We start from the raw sequence: 15102 nt of genomic DNA, 5'->3' as shown, positions 1-15102 counted from the left end.
ATTCTCCTCAGATTTTCCGGAAGGCGGCGGACATCGCAATGCCACCAGCGAACATTGCAGCTACCGCGACAGTCGAGCCAACGGCAAGCTGGGCCATTCCCGAAATGCCGTGACCTGAAGTGCAGCCCCCGGCAATACGGGCACCAAGAAGCAGGATGAAACCGCCGGCGAACCCCATGACCATACGCGTCGCCAGTGAGCGCGTACCTGTCAGCCTGGTCCATGCCGGAGAGAAGGATTGGCGCCGAGTTCCCGAGGCGCGGGCCGAGAGCAGCGCTCCAAGCGCGATTCCGACGACCAGAGCCGACTGCCAGAGATACTTTCCGCTGACCATATGCTTGGCAAAATAGTCGATCTCGGTAGCGGCCGGATCAAAGACGCTTGCGATCCAGGCGGCTGCCGTCACGAAGGACGACGATGCCCCAAGCGCGGTATCCACCAGCAGGAAGGCCGGGATCTGCAGGAGGCCGATGACGACACCGGCAACATAGGGTGACCATGATTTCTTCGAGAGTGCATCCATCTTGTCCTCCTTGAACGTTTCCTCAGGACAGGCACTATAGATTCATACTTTCATATATTTGAATTTAATATCCGGAAGAACACGAATAACCTGCGCCGGCGACCGATCACGCCGGAGGTCAGATGTCGGTATAGGCCGTAGACCTGTTCCTGCCGGAACGCTTGGATGCATAGAGAGCTTTGTCAGCCTGCACCAGCAACTGGTCCACACGCACAGTCGTGTGCCCGCCTGGCGCCGTCACGACGCCGGAACTGATTGTGACGGTGAGGCGCTTGTCACCAAGGTCAACATTTTGCGCCTCTATGGCCCTGCGGATCCGCTCGCTCACCTGCATCGCGCCTTCTGCATCGGTCTCAGGCAACAGCAGGGCAAATTCCTCGCCGCCAAGTCGTGCGGCGAGATCAATATTCAATCGAATACCCTGATCTAGGCACTTCGCGACCGTTCTGATCGTTTCGTCCCCCACATCATGACCATGAATATCGTTCACCGACTTGAAATGATCGATATCGATTGTAACCAGAGAGAGAGGATGTCCGAAGCGCTCGCTGCGTTGCAGTTCGTTGCGTATCACTTCAATGAACTTGCGCCGGTTTGCTATGCCAGTCAGTGGATCCGTCATGGCCTGCTCTTCAAGGCGAGCTTGCAGGGCTCTTTCCTTGGTCACGTCGACCACCGCACCCACGGTTGAGACAACCGGATCGCCTTCGAGTTCCATACTTGTCTTGTGAACGACAACATCACGGGTTGAACGCCCATCGGGAGCTAAAACCTTTTGCTCGTAAACCTTGATTTTCCCGGGTGAAGCAATGAGTTTGGCATCTACTTTGCGGATCTGCTCTGCAAGCTCGTCGCCGAGAAGCTCTTGCACCGTCTTCCCCTCGATCATTTCGATCGGCCGGCCGAGGAACTTGGCATAGGCACCGTTGGCCATCTCCACACGCCCCGCCCGGTTTCTGAAGATCGGCATTGGCACCAGGTCGATGAGTGTTCGCAGTGCGGTCCTGTCTCCAACAGATTGGGCAAGCAGTGCCTCATTTTCCAGAACGACACGACGGCGCGCGCGTTCAGAAGCGAAATACCACCAGGTGAACGTGACCATCATCATGAAGACCACAAACACGGCAGTTCCCGTGAGCCATTGGATCTTCGCCGTTCTCACCTCCAGAAGGTCAAGCGACGGCAGATAGGCAACCTCCCAGCGTGTGCCACTCACCGCCAACCTGAAGGGGATACGCTCCAGTTCGGCTTCTGAAAGCGTACCGGCGCGGTCAATATTCTCCCGCCATCCTTTTGAGGTAACCTCGATAAGCTCTGGCCTGTCCTCGCGCAGCAGCAACAAGCCATGTCCCGGTGTCTCGTGGGCCGCAAGGATCTTGACAAGCTGACTGGGAGGAAAACTGATCATCAGCAATCCTGCCCGGCCGTTTTTGCTGGCCCAGTGTGAAGTCAGGTCGAAATGGAAATTGAACGGTTGGGGATGGATGAAAGGTTCATAAAGAACCGAGTCTTCACGCAAAATCCTGCCACCACCCGACAGACCGTTCAGCACATCGGAATAGGTATTGATGTCCATCCGACACGCGTCCCCGACAAACTCGCCAAGATCATCGGGAACAAAATCACCATCGGGGTGCTTGGCAACAAAGGCGAAGTGCGTGGGGAAATATGCGGAGACCAGGTCCTGTACAGAGTTCTGCAACATGAGATCGTCGGGGAAGGCGAGCATTTGCTCCAAAAGCTCGGAATGATCTTCCGCAAATGCCCCGACAAGTACATTTCGCTGCCTTACAAACTCTTCGACATATGTACGCGCTTTGGTCGCCGACTCCTCCAGCGACATTGCCTGATCGTGACGGAAGTTTTTGATTTCCCTATTTCCAAGAAAAAGAGCAATCATAATCGCGACAACGCCAGAGATCATCGCGAAGGCGTACAAGGGAAACGTACTTGTGATCTTCATCGGAACAATAAAACTCAGCGCGTCCGTCAACTAAATACACGGTTCATGTCCGATAAGAGGCATCACCGGTAAACAACTTGCTATCAAAAAAATAAAACGATCATGAAAACATAAATTATCAAGATTCATACATGTAAAATATAGCAATAAAACTTCTTATAGGTCAGCGAAGGGCGACGACAGGCGTGTACACACCGACACGCTGGAAGAGATCCCGAACATCCCTGTTGGACATACGAATACAGCCATAGGAGACAGCCCGGCCAATCGAACCGGGACGGTTCGTACCGTGGATCGCGTAGTTGCCATTTGAAAGCGTCATCGCGGCCGCGCCCATGGGATTATTGGGGGCGCCCCCCTTGATCAATCTGGGCAAGTTGGGGTGATCGCGCCGGACTTCCGCAGACGGAGACCAATCGGGAGCAACATATTTGGCTGTGATGAACGCGGATCCCGTCCACGATTTGCCGTTCTTCCCGACCGCCACCTTGTAGCGGATCGCCTTGCCTTGCCCCAAAATCAGATAAAGCCGCCGCTCGGAGTTCTTGATCACGATCGTGCCTGGGCGATACCCGCGACCGTCGAAACCGACGAGTTCAGCGGCACTGGATGGGAGCGCTGTCAGCGTCGCTACCGTAGTCAGAGCGAACCAGACGCACATAACAGCTAAGCCACGCAATACAGAAGACACCATCAGCGGTCACCAGGAACATTACCTCCAACAGGCTACCCGCTCACGCCACCAAGGAAAGGCCCGGCGTGGAGTTTCTTAAAGCAAGGTTAAAAAGAAGACCCCGTCCGGATTGCTCCGGACGGGGCCCAGATCAGGCCAAACCTGATCGATCAATGCCTGAACGACTTACTGGTAGTCGTACTTGCCGTCTTTCCACTCATACCAGACATAGCCCGGCAGGGAGACATCGCCCTTGTCGTCGAAGGACAGGTTCCCCAGAACGGTGGCAAATTCACCTTCGTTTAGAGCGCCGACAACTGCGTCGAAGTCGGTCGAACCGGCAGCACCTGCTGCTGCGGCCCAAGCCTGGATCGCTGCGTAGGTGTAGAGAGCGTAGCCTTCTGCGGTCTTTCCGGCGTCTTCCAGAGCCTTGACGACCGGAGCAGCTTCAGCGTTCTTGCGCGGATCCGGGGAGAAGGTCATCAGAGTGCCTTCGCCGGCCGGGCCAGTGATGGACCAATACTCGTCGGTCACGAGCGCGTCACCGGAAACGAGGATGGTGCCCATGCCCTGGTCGACCATCTGGCGCTTGATGAGGCCGGCTTCGGTATGATAGCCGCCGACATACAGAACGTCGATGTTCTCGGACTTCAGCTTGGAAACGAGAGCCGTGTAGTCCTTTTCACCAGCCGTGAAGGCTTCGTAAAGCGTCTCGGTCTTGCCAGCACCGTTCATGACAGCCTTGGTCGCATCGGCAAGGCCTTTGCCGTACGCGGTCTTGTCATGGATGATTGCGATGTTCTTGTCCTTGAACTCGGTCGCGAGGTAGTTGCCTGCGGTTTCACCCTGCTGGTCATCGCGGCCACACACGCGGTACGTGCCCGGTCCCGGACGCTCGTCGGTGTACTTAGGGTTGGTGGATGCCGGAGTGATCTGGACGATGCCTTCTTCGGAGTAGACGGCACTTGCCGGGATCGAGGAACCCGAGCAGAAGTGACCGGCCATGAAGACGACGCCCTTGCCGACCATCTGGTTCGCAACGGCAACGGCCTGCTTGGGGTCGCAAGCATCATCGCCGATTTCGAGAACCAGCTGTTCGCCGTTCACGCCACCTGCAGCGTTGATGTCGGCGACAGCCTGTTCGGCACCTGCCTTCATCTGCGCGCCGAACGAGGCGTACTGACCAGTCATCGGACCTGCGGTTGCGATCACGATCTCCGCCAGGGCTGCACCGGACATGGCCATGCCGGCAACAGCTGCAACGCTCGCCAAAAGATACTTTTTCATCATATAACTCCCCTGGTTCCAGTAGATCTGGACCAAACATACGACGGGATTTCTCCCGCCTGGAGGCAAGGCCTCCGAGTGACCCTTCGCCTTGAGATTGTTGTTATTTCCCCAAGACGTCGGGCCGGTTCCCCATCGGTACCGAAGCACCGCTGGTATTCGGATCAATCCGCAGCGTAGCGATCCTCTTGCCCTTCGCGCAAGCGCCAGTTGAACGGATTTGTTTTTTCGTAAAGCCAAACGTACTGCGTCGTCATCTGGCTCGCCCGGGTGTGACGCCAACCGGCAAGGCCGATTGCAATCAGCACTGCATAGTCGACCAGCAGGTACTGGATCGAAAGCAGCGGCTCCTGGAAGAGCGAGAAGCTCAGGAAGCGCACTCCGAGAGTCAGCAGGAAGATGAACCATGCCAGAACGTAGAGCGGGCGCCAGGTCAACGCGACGGCACGCCCGGTCATCCAGGCGGCACCGCCGCCCAGGATGCAGACCAGAATGACAAACACACCGGCGCTGGATGCATAAAGAATTCCCATGACAGCCTCCTAGTGCGCCCCGCCTTCAAGGTAGGCGGCCTGCACGTCCTCACGTGCCAGCAGCTCCTTGCCGGTTCCGGACATGGTGATCTTGCCGTTGACCATGACGTAGCCACGGTGCGCCAGCTTGAGTGCGTGATAGGCGTTCTGCTCGACGAGGAACACTGTCAGCCCGTCGCTCTGATTGAGGTCGCGGATCGCGTCGAAGATCTGCTTGACGATCAGCGGCGCGAGCCCGAGGGACGGCTCGTCCAGAAGCAAAAGTCGCGGCTTGGACATGAGCGCGCGCGCGATGGCCAGCATCTGCTGCTCGCCGCCGGACAGGGTACCGCCGCGCTGGTTCTTGCGCTCCTGCAAACGCGGGAAGAGGTCGAAGGCACGCTTCAGGCTCTCGTCCACGTCCTCGTTGCCGGCTGTTTCGGCACCCATGATCAGGTTTTCCATCACGCTCATGCGCGGGAAGATCCTTCGCCCCTCCGGAGACTGGGCAATGGACTTGCGCATGATCTCGTGGGTCGGCAGCCGCGTGATGTCTTCACCGGCGTAGGTGATGGTCCCCGAGCTCGCCTGAGGCGAACCGCAGATCGTCATCATGAGTGTCGACTTGCCGGCGCCATTGGCACCGATCAGCGTCACGATCTCGCCGGAGTTGACCGTCAGGTCTACTCCGCGAAGTGCAATGATCTTGCCGTAATGTGTTTCCACGTTACGGACATCGAGAAGCGGTTGGTCAATGCTCATAACCGACCTCCTGCTCGACTTCATCAACTTCGTCGTCGGCAACGCCGAGATAGGCTGCAATCACCTTCGGATCATTCTTGACCTGCTCGGGTGTCCCATCGGAGATCTTCTCGCCATAGTCCAGAACGACCACATGGTCGGAAATTTCCATCACAACGCTCATGTCGTGCTCAATCAGGAGGATCGACGTGTCATGTTCGGCACGGATTGACTTCAGAAGTGCGTTCAATTCCGCACTCTCTTTCGGGTTCAGACCGGCTGCCGGCTCATCAAGACACAGAAGCTCCGGCCCCGAGCACATTGCACGGGCGATCTCCAGGCGTCGCTGGTCTCCATAGGGCAGGTCCGCGGCTGGTGCATCGGCGCGATCGATGAGATCGATCTTCTCCAGCCAGTATTTGGCCTTCTCGACCGCCTGCTTCTCAGCCTTCTTGAAGGATGAGAGCCCTAACACACCGCCGATAGTGAAGCCCGAAGCGACCATCAACGGGTTGTGCTGGGCGACCATCAGGTTTTCCAGAAGCGTCATCCCGCCGAACAGGCGGATATTCTGGAAAGTTCGGGCAACCTTGGCCCTTGCCGAGATCTGGAAATCCGGCATCCGCTCCAGCAAGTGATGCTCGCCGTTCGAGCGGTTCATCACGATCCGCCCTTCCGTCGGCTTGTAGAAGCCCGTTGCGCAGTTGAAGACTGTCGTCTTGCCGGCACCATTCGGGCCGATCAACGCGGTGATATCGCCGCGCCCGACATTGAAGGAAAGGTCCCCGACGGCAACAAGGCCGCCGAAACGCATGGTCAGATGTTCGACCGTGAGGACCGGGTTATCATTCCAACGGGTCATCCGTGGCCCTCCTGAACAAGATCCGCGCTAATGCCCTTGGCCTTGCCGGAGAGCGATATGGACGGGGTTCTGGTCGAAATCAGGCCACGGGGTTTCCAGACCATGATGGCGACCATCAGGAGACCAAAGACAAGCATGCGATACTCTTCCAGACCGCGGAAGAACTCGAACCCGCCGATCATGACGACAGCTGCAATCACCACGCCGATCTGACTGCCGAGGCCGCCGAGAACGACGATGGCCAGGATCACGGCAGACTCGATGAAGGTGAAGCTTTCCGGCGAGATGAAGCCCTGGCGCGTTGCGAAGAAGGAACCCGCAAAGCCACCGAACATTGCGCCCAGCGCGAAGGCCGTCAGCTTGGTGTTGGTGGTGTTGATGCCGAGCGAACGGCAGGCGATCTCGTCTTCACGCAATGCTTCCCAAGCCCTCCCGACCGGCAGCTTGCGCAGCCGCATGGTCACGAAGTTGGTGACCAGAGCCATGATCAGGATAAGGTAGTAGAGGAAGATGATGCGGTGGATCGAGTTGTATTGCAGCCCGAAGAAGTCGGCAAAGCCACCCTCCCCGCGCTCGAACTCGAGACCGAAGAACGACGGCCGGGGAATGCCCGAGATGCCGTCCGGACCACCGGTGAAGTCGTACCAGTTGAGAAGGACGACGCGGATAATCTCACCGAAGGCGAGCGTCACGATCGCAAGATAGTCACCTCGCAATCTCAGAACCGGAAAGCCCAGGATAATGCCCCAGAAAGCCGCCAGGATGCCGGCGAGCGGCAGGCAGATCCAGAAGGAAAAGCCGAAATACTGGGCCAGCAGTGCGTAGGAATAGGCCCCGACCGCATAAAACGCGACATATCCAAGGTCGAGAAGACCAGCGAGCCCGACCACGATGTTGAGGCCCCAGCCGAGCATGACGTAGGTCGTCACGAGGATCGCGAGATCAAGATACTGACGCGAGCCGCGCGTACCCAGCCAGGACACCAGGATGAACGGCAGCACAACGGCAAGGACAAGGAAGATCGGCATGGCGTATTTGCCAAGACCCGCAAAGCTGCTCGCCTTCGGAAGCAAGTTGCCAAGCCCCTGGGTAGCGGGCTTGTCGGCTTTCCAGACAAAGAGATTGAGCAGGAGCCGACCGACGAAGACGATGGCAACGGCTACGATGACTGCCAGCCAGCGATACTCGATGCCGAGCTGACCGCCAAGGCCGCTTGCGACCTCGGCCTTCATGCCGATGAGAAGAGCGAAGAGTGCCAGGGCGATCACACCGCCAGCCGCAGCATCCTTCAGGGAATCCGCGAATAGGGATTCAGACTTGTTGGCCGCCATGGATCAGACCTTTTCCACTTCCGGCTTGCCGAGCAGACCTTCTGGCATGAAGATCAGCACGATTGCGAGGATCGAGAACGCAGCGACATCCTTGTATTCCACGGAGAAATAGCCCGACCAGAAGGTCTCGATCAGACCGATCAGGAGACCACCGAGCATGGCGCCCGGAAGCGACCCGATGCCGCCAAGAACCGCCGCGGTAAACGCCTTCACCCCGGCAAGGAAGCCGATGTAGAAGTCGATCACGCCGTAATACAGAAGGAACATCAGACCGGCGACGGCAGCAAGCGCTGCGCCCATGACGAACGTCAGGGAGATCGTCCGGTCGACGTTGATGCCCAGGAGCGATGCCATCTTGCGGTCCTGCTCACAGGCGCGCTGGGCACGGCCGAGCGACGTCTTGTTGATCAGGAGTGTGAAGCCGATCATCAGAGCCGTCGTGACCACGATGATCAGGATCTGCGAATAGGACAGCTGCACAATGAAGCCGCTGCCGTCAGCACCCCCGTCGCTCAAGGTGAAACCGCCGGAAATCAGAGGCTGCAGCGGCTTGTTGCGCGCACCTTGCGAAATCTGGACGAAGTTTTGAAGCGCGATTGAAGCCCCGATCGCCGTGATCAGCGGAGCAAGGCGGAACGAGCCGCGCAAGGGCCGGTAGGCGATGCGTTCGACCGTCCAGCCCCAGGCAGCGGTCAGCGCCATTGCGACGATCAGCACGGCAATGAGCGCCAACACAAGCAGCGCGATCGGCAGGCTTGCGGTAATGCCGAAAGCAACAATCAGGATCAGGGAAATAAAGGCCCCGACCATGAAGATGTCGCCGTGGGCGAAGTTGATCATGCCGATGATCCCGTAGACCATCGTGTAGCCAATGGCGATGAGTCCATAGATGGACCCCAGCGTCACGCCATTGATCAGCTGTTGAAGGAAATATTCCATATTGTTTGTCAGACCCCCGGAAGGCTGCAGCCGTCTCGTTGTTGCGGGCTTATTTTTGCCCATTGGAAAAATTGTTACCAAGCGCTGGTTGGACAGACAATTGGCCCGTGCTCGTGAACAATATAAAAACAAGAAATTCCCGTGAAAACCGCCAAACGAGATTATATTTCCGGTCGTGACAGGATTTCAGCTGCATCCCGGCTCGACCTGCCAAGGGTTCCTTAAGAGGAATCTTGTAGTGTTGCACCTATCGCCCCGCCAGGCGTTCCTCCCTATATGAAGCTGAACCTGTATGTCTCAGGTGCAACCGCATCCGGAACACATGGCGACTGAAGGACACGGCCGCCCTGATTGACGAGAACGACAAGGATCCAGCTTCGTGACGAGCAAACTTGCAGCAAATCAGGCCATCGCGCCTACGCAGGATCGGGAGCTCGATCAGGCCGCCTTCCGCGAGGCGATGAGCCGGATCGCGACGGCCGTTCATGTCCTGACCACCGACGGTTCCGGTGGTCGAATGGGTGCAACCGTCTCTGCCGTCTGCTCGGTGACCGATGAGCCGCCGACCGTTCTCGTCTGCGTCAATCGTTCGAGCCGCGTTCATGCAGCGATCCTCGAAAACCGGGTTTTCTGCATCAACACACTTGATGACGATCACCGGGACACCTCGGACGCCTTCGCCGGCCGGGGAAACATGGCAATGGATGATCGCTTTGCCCGCACGGCCTGGACCCCGCTTGCAACCGGCTCTCCTGCTCTCGACGAGGCGCGCCTGAGCATCGACTGCGAGGTTCACAACATCACCGAGGTCGGAACACATTCCGTCATCATCGGCACTGTTGCCGACATCCGCATGAACGAACCGGGCAACTCTCTCCTGTATGTCCGGCGCGGCTACCAGAGCCTCGGCAAATAGCTCGACCTTTTTCATGCTTTGGGTCTAGGCTGTCATCATCCCTGCGCCATCGTGGTGCTTCGGATGCCAGCGAGTGATCCATGCCCGGCCAGCGAAATCTCATCACCGACGTACCCGGCCTCCGGGTCGGCCACGCCTCGAATCCGGACCTGAAGTCGGGAGTTACCGTCCTTTTCCCCGATGAATCGGCGGTCGCGTCGGTAGCAATCCATGGCGGAGCGCCTGGAACGCGCGAAATTGCCCTGCTGGAACCCGAACAGACTGTCGAGAAGGTCGACGCCATCGTCCTTGCGGGCGGGTCCGCCTTCGGTCTCGATGCAGGAGCGGGCGTTCAGGGGCGCCTTGCGGAACTCGGTCACGGCTATGCAGTCGGGCCGGTGCGCGTGCCGATCGTCCCGACGGCTATCCTCTTTGACCTTCTGAACGGAGGCAACAAGGGCTGGGGCTCCCATGCCCCCTATCGGGACCTCGGCCGTGCGGCTCTGGACGATGCCCGCCACGATTTTCAGCTGGGAAGCTTTGGCGCCGGAACGGGTGCAACAACAGCAAACCTGAAAGGTGGTCTGGGCTCCGCCTCCGTCGTACTGGACAACGGCATAACCGTCGGAGCGATCGTTGGAGTCAACGCCCTGGGACGGGCAACCATCGGCGACACCGGGCATTTCTGGGCCGCGCCCTTCGAACAGAACGGCGAGTTCGGCGGCCTCGGCCTGCCTCATCCGCTCCCGGCCAACGCCGTCGATGTCAAAACCAAACTCGACGCCCTGAAAGCGGGAGCAAACACCACGATCGCCGCTGTCGCCACCGACGCCATCCTCACAAAATCGGAAGCCAAGAGGCTTGCGGTAATGGCCCATGACGGTCTGGCACGTGCCCTTTGGCCCGCCCACACCCCACTTGACGGCGACCTGGTCTTTGCTCTCTCCACGGGTCAGCGACGCATGGACCGGGCACTGGAAGACATGGTTCAGATCGGCGCCGCGGCAGCTTCCTGCCTCGCCCGCGCCATTGCACGTGGCATCTACCACGCAAGGGCAGCTGAGGGAGATCCGGTACCAACCTGGTCCGCGAAGTTCGGCAAGTAGGCGGGGCCGGATCCCCGCAGAAGCAGAATACGAAAAAGGGCAGCCTGAACCGCCCTTTCCCCATTCGGTCTGCAGACCGAAAAACAACTATTCTGCGGCTTGCAGATAGGCTTTCTCCGGCTGATCGTCCCCGCTCCGGTCGCCGCCGCTTTCCAGTTGCTGCAGCAACGCTGCGCGTTTTTCCATCGCCTTTTCAAGGTTTGCTTCCTTGACCGGGCCGAAACCGCGAACCATGTCCGGGACCCGGGCAATCTCGACCAGCAGACCATAGCTGCCGGTCTCGATGCGGCGAAGGATCTCTTCAAGATCGGAACGATAGCTGGCGATCAGCGCCCGCTCTGCCTTGCGTTCTGTCGTCTTTCCGAAAGGATCGAACCAACTTCCGCGCATGCCCTTCAGACCGGCAAGCAGCCTGAAGGCTGTGAAAACCCAGGGGCCAAAAGCGATCTTTTCCGGGCGGCCGGTCTTCGGGTCCTTGTTGTGCGCGATCAACGGCGGCGCCAAGTGAACCTTGAGCTTCTTCGGATCGGCGAACCGAGCCATCAGCTTGGCCTTGAACTCCGGATCTGAATAAAGCCTCGCGACTTCGTACTCGTCCTTGTAGGCCATCACCTTGTAGAGCATCTGGGCAGCGGTTTCCGTCAGGCGCTGTGTTCCCGGTCCATGCTCCAGATCTGCCTTGCGAACGCGTTCGATCAGATCCCGGTAGCTCTTTGCATAGTTCGCATCCTGATAGATTACGAGTTCAGCCTCGAAGTCGGAGATCTTCTCCTCGAGCGTCTTGGCGACAGCCGAATTGGCTGCCTCTTTGCCCGGCAGATGGGTAAGGATCGCGTTCGGATCTGCGGCCAGCACCCGTCCGGCACGGAAGGCCTGGATGTTGGAATTGACCGCAGTTCCGTTCAGCTTGAGAGCCGCCTCGACGGCATCACCGGACACCGGCAGGCTTCCGGACTGATAGGCCATGCCGATCAGGATCATGTTGGCATAGATGGCATCGCCGAGGAGTTTCTCCGCGATCCCTGCCGCATCCATCGCCAGGTAAGCCTTCGAGCCATCGCGAAGGGCGACATCCATCCGCTGTTCGTTGAACGACAGCGTCTGCTTCAGGACGAATTCCGCTGTTGGTGCAACACGGGTATTTGCAAAAGTGCTGGTCGTGTCACGATTGACCAGCGCCAGTTGCTCCGCATTGGTTGCGACAACCATGTCGCTGGCCAGAAGTACATCAAGGCTTGCGGTCGGAACCCGCGGCCCCTCGATGCTCCGGTCACCGGCGGCAAAGCGGACGTGGGAGGTCACCGGACCGCCCTTTTGCGCCAGACCGGTCATGTCGAGCGTCGAGGCGTGGTTGCCGTCGATATGCGCTGCCATGGCCAGAACCGCGCTCAACGTGGTGACCCCCATGCCGCCGATACCGGCAACGAGCATGTTGCGGGTTCGCTCGAGCGACGGCAGTTCGGGCTCGGAGAGCTTTGCCACCAGCGCGTCGATATCGACTTCGGCACGATCGGCCTTGCGCAGGGCCGCACCTTCGATCTCCACGAACGACGGACAGAAGCCCTTCACGCAGGAAAAGTCCTTGTTGCAACTCGACTGGTTGATTTGACGCTTTTCACCGAAGGCGGTCGCCAGCGGCTCGATGGAAAGGCAGTTGGACTGAACCGAACAGTCGCCGCAGCCTTCGCAGACGCGGTCATTGATGAACAGACGCTTGTCCGGATCGGCCATGAGACCGCGCTTGCGGCGGCGGCGCTTTTCCGTTGCGCAGGTCTGGTCATAGACAATCACCGAGACACCGCCGAAGGTCTGCAGGTCCTTCTGAACGTTCATCAGCTCGTCACGGTGACTGACCCGCGTTCCCGGTGCCAGGTCACTCCAACCTCCATAAAGGTCCGGCGTCTCGCTGAGGACCTCGATGCGCTGGACGCCTTCGGCCTCGAGCTGGCGCGTAATCTGCGGCACGGTGAGCTGACCGTCGACCGGCTGACCACCGGTCATGGCAACCGCGTCGTTGAACAGGATCTTGTAGGTAATCGGAACCTTTGCGGAGACTGCCTGCCGGATGGCGAGGATGCCGGAGTGGAAATAGGTGCCGTCACCCAGATTGGCGAAGACATGCTTGTCGTTGGAGAAGGGCTGCTGCCCGACCCACAGGACGCCCTCGCCGCCCATCTGGATCTGGCCGTCGGTCGAGCGACCCGCCAGTTCCGTCATGGCATGACAGCCGATGCCGGGCATGGACCTTGCCCCGTCTGGGACCTTGGTCGACGTGGAGTGCGGACAGCCGGAACAGAAATAGGGGATGCGGGCTGCACGCTCGGCGTGCCCCTGTGCCCACATGACCTGCTTGTTCATGCGCTCGGCAACACCGCGCATATCATCGGTGACCGCCTCTTCCGGCAGCCAGTCGAGAACGCCCTGAACGATCTCGGCGATGGAGAGCTCCAGAACGTCCGAAAGATACGGAGCGCCGTTCGGCCGCTTCTTGCCCCAGATCTCCGGTCGGCTCTCTGCCGGCATGTGGTAGAAGGCTTCCTTGATCTGCGGTTCCAGGAACGCACGTTTGTGTTCGACCACCAGGAGACGCTCGGCACCGCGGGCAAACTCCGAAATGCCTTCCGGGTCCAGCGGCCACGCCAGGCCGACCTTGTAGACCGCGAGACCGAGCATGCGGGCTCGTTCCTGGTCAATTCCCAGAAGATCAAGTGCCTGCATTAGGTCACGGTAGGCCTTGCCTGTCGCGACCAGAGCAAGGCGAACACGCCGGGCGTTGCCGAAGGACACGCGGTCCAGCGAATTGGCCCGGGCGTAGGCCTGGGCGGCCGGCAGGCGCAGGTCGCGCAGGAGACGCTCGGTTTCAAGTCGGTTGCCAAGCAGAAGGTCGCGATTGATCGAGAAATCCTTGCGCGGATCGCCCACGGGCGGCCGCAGGAAGTTGAGGCGCGCATCGTCAACGCTGACGGTCGCCGAGGCGTCCATTGTGTCGGCGACGCAGATAAGTGCGCTCCAAAGTCCCGCAAAACGGGACATCTCCAGGCCATGCAGACCGAAGTCGAGAACGTCCTGAATGTCGGAGGGATTGAGAACCGGCATCTCCGCATGGGCGAAGAAATATTCACTCTGCCCTGGCAGGACGGAGGATTTTGCGAGGTGATCGTCACCCGCGAGCGCCAGCACGCCGCCATTGCGATCTGTACCGGAGGCATTCGCCTGCTTCAGCGCATCGCCTGCGCGATCGACACCGGGTGCCTTGCCGTACCAGATACCGAAAACACCGTCATAGTCACTGCCTTCGCCGTGACCGCGCAGCTTCTGCGAGCCCCATACGGCGGTCGCTCCGAGCTCTTCGTTGACGCCTGGCTGGAAATGAATGTCGTAGGGAGCAAGGAAACGCTTCGAGCGCGTCAGTTCGGTGTCATAGCCGCCAAGCGGGGAGCCACGATAACCTGAAATAAAGCCACCAGTCTTCAGCCCTGCCGCGCGATCAAGACGTGCACGATCAAGGGGCACGCGGACCAAAGCTTGAATGCCTGTCAGATAGACCTGCCCCTGCGTCGCGACATATTTGTCGTCAAGCGTGATCTCGGGCACATGGACATTCATACGATTTCCTCCTCTCCAAACGGAATTGCGCCGGTTCCGTCCCACGCGTCAATTCCTTGGACAAATATCATCCTTTTCGATGGCAAATTCCGTGCTATTGTCCCCTTCAACTCACGAAAGAATGCGATTTTATTTCCAGCGGGACGCAATGACCGAAAAATATCTACTCGATCCGTCCGACATCCGGGTTTTGCGTGTCCTCCAGCGCGACGCCTCCCTCTCGATCGCCGAGATCGCCAAGGAAGCAGGCATGAGTCAGACACCTTGCTGGCGGCGAATCAAGAAACTCAAGGAACAAGGTATTATTCGCCAAATCACGGCGATAATCGACAGAGAATCCGTCGGTCTCGGCTTCGTTGCCTACTCCTTCGTAAAACTAACGGTGCCCAGTAGAGACAATATGGAGACGTTCGACAAGCTCGTTCATCACTGGCCTGAAGTCGTTACTTGCGAGAGAATTACGGGTGCCGTCGATTACCTGATCAAGGTCGTGACGGATGACATCAAGACCTATGACAATTTTCTCAGGTTGAAGCTGCTGGACAACACGCTCGTTTCGGATGTGCAGTCCCGAATCGTCGTCGCAACGGTCAAGGACACCGTTGCCCTGCCCTTGCGGGAAAACTGAGTCCGGGACCGGCAAGGTTTCCGGCCCCTGGGCTTG

At 58.9% G+C, this 15102-nt stretch carries 13 protein-coding genes; 3 read left to right on the top strand and 10 right to left on the bottom strand.

Annotated features, from left to right (window positions below; translation table 11 throughout):
* Positions 1–7: 7 nt before the first annotated feature.
* The 9 genes from ACN0SY_RS18875 to ACN0SY_RS18835 form a co-directional block, all read right to left on the bottom strand.
* Positions 8–523: a YeeE/YedE thiosulfate transporter family protein gene (locus ACN0SY_RS18875; protein ID WP_417689935.1), complete on the bottom strand. Its 516-nt coding sequence runs from the start codon at positions 521–523 to the stop codon at positions 8–10.
* 118 nt (positions 524–641) lie between these two features.
* Positions 642–2516, bottom strand: coding sequence for a diguanylate cyclase (locus ACN0SY_RS18870; protein WP_417689933.1), 1875 nt, complete (start codon positions 2514–2516; stop codon positions 642–644).
* Between the two features lie 133 nt (positions 2517–2649).
* The gene (locus tag ACN0SY_RS18865) at positions 2650–3147 is read right to left on the bottom strand and encodes a L,D-transpeptidase (protein ID WP_417690066.1); all 498 of its coding nucleotides are present in this window, start codon (positions 3145–3147) and stop codon (positions 2650–2652) included.
* A 198-nt stretch (positions 3148–3345) separates the two neighbouring features.
* Positions 3346–4446, bottom strand: a complete 1101-nt coding sequence (locus tag ACN0SY_RS18860; protein WP_417689931.1) for a branched-chain amino acid ABC transporter substrate-binding protein — start codon at positions 4444–4446, stop codon at positions 3346–3348.
* Positions 4447–4610: 164 nt separating this feature from the next.
* Complete coding sequence (locus ACN0SY_RS18855) at positions 4611–4979, bottom strand: DUF6867 family protein (RefSeq protein WP_417689928.1); 369 nt, start codon at positions 4977–4979, stop codon at positions 4611–4613.
* Positions 4980–4988: 9 nt separating this feature from the next.
* Complete coding sequence (locus ACN0SY_RS18850; RefSeq protein ID WP_417689926.1) at positions 4989–5720, bottom strand: ABC transporter ATP-binding protein; 732 nt, start codon at positions 5718–5720, stop codon at positions 4989–4991.
* Positions 5710–6561: an ABC transporter ATP-binding protein gene (locus ACN0SY_RS18845; protein WP_417689924.1), complete on the bottom strand. Its 852-nt coding sequence runs from the start codon at positions 6559–6561 to the stop codon at positions 5710–5712. Before ACN0SY_RS18845 ends, ACN0SY_RS18850 begins: the two co-directional genes overlap by 11 nt.
* The gene (gene livM, locus ACN0SY_RS18840) at positions 6558–7892 is read right to left on the bottom strand and encodes a high-affinity branched-chain amino acid ABC transporter permease LivM (protein WP_417689922.1); all 1335 of its coding nucleotides are present in this window, start codon (positions 7890–7892) and stop codon (positions 6558–6560) included. The genes ACN0SY_RS18845 and livM overlap by 4 nt, the downstream gene beginning before the upstream one ends.
* A gap of 3 nt (positions 7893–7895) precedes the next feature.
* Positions 7896–8831 (bottom strand): ABC transporter permease subunit, encoded by a 936-nt coding sequence (locus ACN0SY_RS18835; RefSeq protein WP_417689920.1) that lies wholly within the window; start codon positions 8829–8831, stop codon positions 7896–7898.
* Between the two features lie 379 nt (positions 8832–9210).
* Here ACN0SY_RS18835 and ACN0SY_RS18830 point away from each other — a divergent pair, with 379 nt between their 5' ends.
* Together ACN0SY_RS18830 and ACN0SY_RS18825 are read left to right on the top strand one after the other, a co-directional pair.
* On the top strand, positions 9211–9747 hold the full coding sequence (locus ACN0SY_RS18830) for a flavin reductase (RefSeq protein WP_417689918.1): 537 nt from the start codon (positions 9211–9213) through the stop codon (positions 9745–9747).
* Positions 9748–9827: 80 nt separating this feature from the next.
* On the top strand, positions 9828–10832 hold the full coding sequence (locus tag ACN0SY_RS18825) for a P1 family peptidase (protein ID WP_417689916.1): 1005 nt from the start codon (positions 9828–9830) through the stop codon (positions 10830–10832).
* An 87-nt stretch (positions 10833–10919) separates the two neighbouring features.
* On the opposite strand, the gene ACN0SY_RS18820 is transcribed toward ACN0SY_RS18825, so the two are convergent.
* The gene (locus ACN0SY_RS18820; RefSeq protein WP_417689914.1) at positions 10920–14438 is read right to left on the bottom strand and encodes an indolepyruvate ferredoxin oxidoreductase family protein; all 3519 of its coding nucleotides are present in this window, start codon (positions 14436–14438) and stop codon (positions 10920–10922) included.
* A gap of 148 nt (positions 14439–14586) precedes the next feature.
* Between ACN0SY_RS18820 and ACN0SY_RS18815 the strand changes: the two genes are divergently transcribed.
* The gene (locus ACN0SY_RS18815; RefSeq protein ID WP_417689912.1) at positions 14587–15066 is read left to right on the top strand and encodes an Lrp/AsnC family transcriptional regulator; all 480 of its coding nucleotides are present in this window, start codon (positions 14587–14589) and stop codon (positions 15064–15066) included.
* Positions 15067–15102 lie beyond the last annotated feature (36 nt).

It is taken from the genome of Roseibium sp., from assembly GCF_048261595.1.
Taxonomy (GTDB): domain Bacteria; phylum Pseudomonadota; class Alphaproteobacteria; order Rhizobiales; family Stappiaceae; genus Roseibium.
The sequence above is the reverse complement of the archived record's forward strand: the minus strand, read 5'-3'. Positions and strand labels throughout refer to the sequence as shown.

What these genes read in the sequence shown, in the direction of transcription:
- ACN0SY_RS18875 (WP_417689935.1), bottom strand. Translation starts at nt 523, where the DNA reads ATGGATGCACTCTCGAAGAAATCATGGTCACCCTATGTTGCCGGTGTC.
- ACN0SY_RS18865 (WP_417690066.1), bottom strand. Translation starts at nt 3,147, where the DNA reads ATGTGCGTCTGGTTCGCTCTGACTACGGTAGCGACGCTGACAGCGCTC.
- ACN0SY_RS18860 (WP_417689931.1), bottom strand. Translation starts at nt 4,446, where the DNA reads ATGAAAAAGTATCTTTTGGCGAGCGTTGCAGCTGTTGCCGGCATGGCC.
- ACN0SY_RS18855 (WP_417689928.1), bottom strand. Translation starts at nt 4,979, where the DNA reads ATGGGAATTCTTTATGCATCCAGCGCCGGTGTGTTTGTCATTCTGGTC.
- ACN0SY_RS18850 (WP_417689926.1), bottom strand. Translation starts at nt 5,720, where the DNA reads ATGAGCATTGACCAACCGCTTCTCGATGTCCGTAACGTGGAAACACAT.
- ACN0SY_RS18845 (WP_417689924.1), bottom strand. Translation starts at nt 6,561, where the DNA reads ATGACCCGTTGGAATGATAACCCGGTCCTCACGGTCGAACATCTGACC.
- livM (WP_417689922.1), bottom strand. Translation starts at nt 7,892, where the DNA reads ATGGCGGCCAACAAGTCTGAATCCCTATTCGCGGATTCCCTGAAGGAT.
- ACN0SY_RS18835 (WP_417689920.1), bottom strand. Translation starts at nt 8,831, where the DNA reads ATGGAATATTTCCTTCAACAGCTGATCAATGGCGTGACGCTGGGGTCC.
- ACN0SY_RS18825 (WP_417689916.1), top strand. Translation starts at nt 9,828, where the DNA reads ATGCCCGGCCAGCGAAATCTCATCACCGACGTACCCGGCCTCCGGGTC.
- ACN0SY_RS18820 (WP_417689914.1), bottom strand. Translation starts at nt 14,438, where the DNA reads ATGAATGTCCATGTGCCCGAGATCACGCTTGACGACAAATATGTCGCG.
- ACN0SY_RS18815 (WP_417689912.1), top strand. Translation starts at nt 14,587, where the DNA reads ATGACCGAAAAATATCTACTCGATCCGTCCGACATCCGGGTTTTGCGT.